Source organism: Ruminococcus sp., assembly GCF_017650195.1.
Lineage (GTDB): Bacteria > Bacillota > Clostridia > Oscillospirales > Ruminococcaceae > Ruminococcus.
The window spans coordinates 1-4996 of sequence record NZ_JAGCFH010000254.1 but is presented as its reverse complement, the minus strand read 5'-3'; the positions used below and the strand labels follow the sequence as shown (position 1 = coordinate 4996).

Here is a 4996-nt window from a genome sequence, read left to right as displayed (position 1 = left end):
CCTGTAAAGTTTACGATCGATGATGAAAGTATTGCCAAGATTACTAAGGTACAGGGATGTCTTGTGAATGTTAAGGGAGTATCAGCAGGCGAAACTACACTTCATGCAGAAACTCCGGACGGTCAAACGGCTTCTGTCAAATTAGTATCGTATGTAACTCCTGTAACGACTACAACTGCGGTGTGGACTACACCCAATACCACAACTACCAGAATAGATGGAATTACATTTGGTTCATCATCTATACGTATTGAAAATGGTATAAATGGTGGTATATCGCTTCAAGGCTACAACGACGGCAAGTTCTACGAAGTTGGTGAGTCTCCTATCGAATTTACGATAGATGATGAGCAGATTGCAAAAATCACTCAAGTTCAAGGAATACTTGTCAATGTTATGGGTATAGCAGAGGGTGAAACTATACTTCATGCCAAAACTCCTGACGGAAAAACTGCTTCAGTTAAGCTTATTGTTCCAAAAGCGGTTGTCACTACTACAACGGCAGTTTGGACAAATAACTCTACAACAACTACAACAGTATCCCAGACTGAAGAATTATCCTTTGGTTCACCGTCTATTCGCATTGAACTCGATATTAATGGTGGTATATCGCTTCAAGGTTACAATGATAGCAAGTTTTATGAGCCTGGCGAATCTCCTGTAAAGTATACGATTGATGACGAAAGTATTGCCAAAATAACAAAGGTGCAGGGATATCTGGTAAATGTAATGGGCGTATCAACAGGTGAAACAACACTTCATGCTCAAACTCCTGATGGAAGAACAGCTTCAGTTAAGCTTATTGTACCAGATCGTTTGATCAATACTACAACGACTGCTCATGTTATTAATACAACTGCAACAACTACTCAAACAGTAACTTCTTCTGTAATATATGATTTTATGCCTACAGTAGAGATTGACAAGTCTCCAATGGTAGTAGGCGAAACAAGAGAAGGACGCTTCTATAATCCCGAGACAAAGAAAACCGAGAATGGCTCGGTATATTCTGCAAGTGATGCTATCTCCATTGACTACACAAAGGGCATCGATACGTTTAAGATAACTGCATTAAAAGCAGGAGAAGCAAGCATCAGCTTCAATGCAAAGGGTTGCGCATTTACAGGATATGTAAGCTTAAAGGTTATAGATAAGATCAAAGGTGATGCAAACTGTGACGGTCAGCTTGATATGGCAGATGCCGTACTTATCATGCAGGCTCTTGCAAATCCGAATAAATATGGCATAGACGGTACAGCTGAACATCATCTTACTGAACAGGGCAAAGTTAACGCAGATATAGACGGCGACGGTCTTACAGTAGGCGATGCTCAGACTATTCAGAAAATGCTACTTGGCTTAGAGTAAACTAAAATCGGGTAATAAAATGTGACCGCATCGGTATAATTACTGAGTTTTATTCATCCAAAAAAAGAACGCCTTGATATGGCGTCCTAAGTTTAGTGCAGTCCCGTTTTGGGGCTGCACCTGTTTCTATACCGACGAGATAGCCAAATCCGCTGGTTCAACTTCTGTTCAACAAAGTTGAACTAAATTACGATAAAACTTGAAATTTGCAACTATAGCTATTGCTCTAAATTGCAGATTTTATCGTGTTTTCGGCGTTTACTGAAAAATAGTAATAATAAGTGAAACGATACTGCTTAGCTCAAAGAGATAATTTTATCCCAACTGGGATTACACAGAATTCCCGATTCTATGCGAATCGGGAATTTTTTTGGTTATTTAGAGATGTATTCCAAAACCAACGGTAGCTAGCATGTAGCTAACAAATAAATTTTATTGTTTGCGCCAATATACTGTAGTTTCTCTTTTTTTAATATCTTACCTAATTTAAACGCCGAATAAAGTATTTTTTGGGTATAGCTTTTCGCAGATTGTACATTTGTAGTAAATCTCGATATTCCTGATGATGTCCGTGAACTTTTCATGCATAGTAATGTTGAAAATGTGTATAAGCTTTGATGTCTGTGCTCCCATTCGCATATTGTACAGCTTATAAACCTTTTCTTCAACATTAGGCATTCCAATCACCACTATATTCTTCGTCTCAAGGTAGTTGAATCCCTCGATGCCATCGAAATAATAACTTATATAGAACTTTTCCTCTTGTTGTTACTGAATACAAAAATATTGTACTGAAATTTCTTTAAGACAAAAAAACAAAAACTGGAATATTTGAATCTTAATAATCCAAAAGTGAAGTATTGAAATTTTAAACATTTATGTGGAGGCTATGATAAAAAAGCAATTAAATCAATTTCTACCTCCGAAAAGTGGGATATATGAGAGAATCAAAAAGTTACATCATATTCTAAAATCTCATTTATTAATCTTTCTGTTGAAGGAAAATGATGGTCATACTACCTTAATTCTTCTATCAAATATGTTCAAAACGAACATTTAATCAATTCGGCTATACACTCCACACTATCTGGGCGTGTTCGAAATACTCACCAGTTAGATTGTGCCCATGTCGGGTAAACTCAAAAATCAGCCGCATATGCCCAGGCTGCTCCCTCTGCTATTTTATTGTTCCACCATGGTAATAACACTCGTATATCTTCTCACCTTTATACGATATGTTCTCATAGCCAGTGAACCATTCAAAATCACCGTCTACCTTACTATTGTAAGTGTAGTCCCCATCCGTATACTCCTCAGGTCCACGGAAAGGTCGATCAAAAGGCACACGCAGAAGGGCTTCCTTCAGAAAATCTCCGCTGAACGGCGTACCTGTAACTCTGCCCAAGTAATTCATGCTCCAGTATGGTGAACCATCTGCCCACACTACCTCCTCCCCTGCAAAGTGCTCTCCACCAAGGTAGCTGTCGATATATAGCATATCATCCTCCATGTAATGCAGGTCGTGGGACTTAGGACGTGAGGGCTCCACTTCCGCGCCCTTTCCTGCATAAGTCGCTTTCTTTGCTCTGATAAGAAATTCCACTGTTTTTTTATCCGCCATAACTCTTCTCCATTTCATATTTTTTACTAAATTATTTTACCACTTTTTCGCAACTGTGTCAACTTGCTCCACCATATTTTCACCAACAAGATATATCATGTTCTGCGATTAATTGTGCGGATTTCCAAATTTATTCTCAATTCAGCGCTTTTCTCTTGACTTTTGTCTCTCTTTGTAATATAATAATTTAGTCGCAGGTGACGCCTGCTTATATTTGTGGCGGCATAGCTCAGTTGGCTAGAGTACTCGGTTCATACCCGATTGGTCGTTGGTTCAAATCCTACTGCCGCTACCACTTATGGCCCGTTGGTCAAGAGGTTAAGACATCGCCCTTTCACGGCGGAATCATGGGTTCAATTCCCGTACGGGTCACCAATTAGCAATCCCACAGATGGCTTAAAATAGCCGTTTGTGGGTTTTCTTTTTCCTAAAAAATGAGTTTGTACGCTATTTGTACGCTACTCAATTTTTTTAGTGTATAAGCATCGCTTTTTCACAGTATCACTTATGCATATTAATGAATAATATTCATTTAGCTTTTATTATGCAAAAAGCTCCGCCTGACAATACATCAGACGGAGTCTTATTTTTGGCGGTCGTACTGAGACTCGAACTCAGACATCGGAATATTCCGATTACTCACAGTTTAGCAAACTGCTGCCTTACCAGTTAGGCTTATGCGACCATTGGTGACGGATGCGGGGTTCGAACCCGGCATTTAGAGATTGAAAGCCTCTTGTCCTGACCTGTTAGACGAATCCGCCATATTTTTGGTGGGTAAGGTAGGACTCGAACCTACAACGTTTCTATGTCACGGATTTACAGTCCGCTGCCTTCACCAATTCGGCGCACTTACCCATATTTCGTCACTCAGATACGGGTGACGATTATTATCTTATCTATCGGCACATCAAACATATCCGCCAGGATTATCAGATTATCGATAGTGGGAACAGCGTCCCCACGCATCCACTTGAATATAGCCTGCGGAGTATTAAAACCGCATCGGGCCTGCACATCGGATATCTTGAAGCCCTTGGATTTTATGATATTCTTTATGTTAGTGCCTGTTGCTTTCACATCAATGATAGGCATTTTCAGCAACTCCTTTCAGTATATGATCCTTGATAAAGTTGGTGCTCCCGATGAGATTCGAACTCATACTATACGGATTTTAAGTCCGCTGCCTCTGCCGTTGGGCTACGAGAGCATCTGGTGCCCGCAGCGAGATTCGAACTCGCAAAAACCTGCTTCTTAGACAGGGATGTATGCCAAAATTCCATCATGCGGGCATAAAAAAACACCGTCTGCTGTATACAGACGGTGCTATATTTGGCTATTCAAGGATCTATACTGAAGACAAGTCCCTAAATGACCGTATCATTTGCACTATGTTCTGTATGCAGCACAATAAGAGTCTCTTCCAGTTCGAGGCTGAGGCTCAGTAATGTTTCGCTATACAGATAAGACATAGTAAATACGTTCATTTCAGGTAACTCCTTTCAAAATAATTCTTATTACAGTGACCATTCACGGCCATTCCTGTTCGGACTTTACCTGTATTATATCATAGCTTTTCTGAAAAATCAAGTAAACCACAGGTATATTATAAAAATAGCAATGTGCATTTTCTGCACATTACTATGAGTTGTTGTATTTTCTGCAACAACTGAAAAATGAACCGTTGCAAAAAAACGCAACAGTTCCTGCTAAAATGAGTTGTCGCATATTTTGCGATAACTGACAACAGCTCACATCCACACGGACAGGAGCTGTTTTTTTATTGAAAAACTCCCCCAAATATGATATAATTATGGAAACTATCGGAAAGGAGCCGCGGCTACTATGATAATACTGATAACAGGTGCTTCGCATACAGGGAAAACGCTTCTCGCGCAGAAACTGCTTGAAAAATACAAGTACCCTTACCTGTCTATCGACCACCTGAAAATGGGACTTATAAGAAGCGGTCAGACCGAGCTCACTCCCTATGACGACGACAAGCTG

At 39.9% G+C, this 4996-nt stretch carries 4 protein-coding genes, 7 tRNA genes and 1 pseudogene; 4 read left to right on the top strand and 8 right to left on the bottom strand.

Annotated features, from left to right (window positions below):
• Positions 1-1368 (top strand): dockerin type I repeat-containing protein (locus tag J6U00_RS11575; protein WP_296582007.1); only part of this gene is annotated, 1368 nt, incomplete at its 5' end.
• A gap of 486 nt (positions 1369-1854) precedes the next feature.
• Here J6U00_RS11575 and J6U00_RS11570 read toward each other — a convergent pair.
• Positions 1855-2046: a hypothetical protein gene (locus tag J6U00_RS11570; RefSeq protein WP_296582005.1), complete on the bottom strand. Its 192-nt coding sequence runs from the start codon at positions 2044-2046 to the stop codon at positions 1855-1857.
• A 499-nt stretch (positions 2047-2545) separates the two neighbouring features.
• Positions 2546-2989, bottom strand: a complete 444-nt coding sequence (locus J6U00_RS11565; protein ID WP_296582004.1) for a DUF5680 domain-containing protein — start codon at positions 2987-2989, stop codon at positions 2546-2548.
• A 218-nt stretch (positions 2990-3207) separates the two neighbouring features.
• On the opposite strand from J6U00_RS11565, the gene J6U00_RS11560 reads away from it, so the two are divergent.
• Positions 3208-3284: transfer RNA gene (locus tag J6U00_RS11560), tRNA-Met, on the top strand.
• 5 nt (positions 3285-3289) lie between these two features.
• A tRNA-Glu gene (locus tag J6U00_RS11555) sits at positions 3290-3364 on the top strand.
• Positions 3365-3579: 215 nt separating this feature from the next.
• Here the strand turns inward: J6U00_RS11555 and J6U00_RS11550 are convergent.
• The 6 genes from J6U00_RS11550 to J6U00_RS11525 all read right to left on the bottom strand — a co-directional run bounded on the left by J6U00_RS11550 (position 3580) and on the right by J6U00_RS11525 (position 4281).
• Positions 3580-3674 (bottom strand) — tRNA-Ser (locus J6U00_RS11550).
• 2 nt (positions 3675-3676) lie between these two features.
• A tRNA-Glu gene (locus J6U00_RS11545) sits at positions 3677-3753 on the bottom strand.
• Positions 3754-3760: 7 nt separating this feature from the next.
• Positions 3761-3847: transfer RNA gene (locus tag J6U00_RS11540), tRNA-Tyr, on the bottom strand.
• Positions 3848-3859: 12 nt separating this feature from the next.
• Complete coding sequence (locus J6U00_RS11535) at positions 3860-4084, bottom strand: helix-turn-helix transcriptional regulator (protein ID WP_296582002.1); 225 nt, start codon at positions 4082-4084, stop codon at positions 3860-3862.
• Between the two features lie 39 nt (positions 4085-4123).
• Positions 4124-4199: transfer RNA gene (locus J6U00_RS11530), tRNA-Leu, on the bottom strand.
• A 3-nt stretch (positions 4200-4202) separates the two neighbouring features.
• A tRNA-Leu gene (locus tag J6U00_RS11525) sits at positions 4203-4281 on the bottom strand.
• A gap of 553 nt (positions 4282-4834) precedes the next feature.
• On the opposite strand from J6U00_RS11525, the pseudogene J6U00_RS11520 reads away from it, so the two are divergent.
• Positions 4835-4996, top strand: a pseudogene (locus tag J6U00_RS11520) (adenylate kinase); the annotation flags it as partial.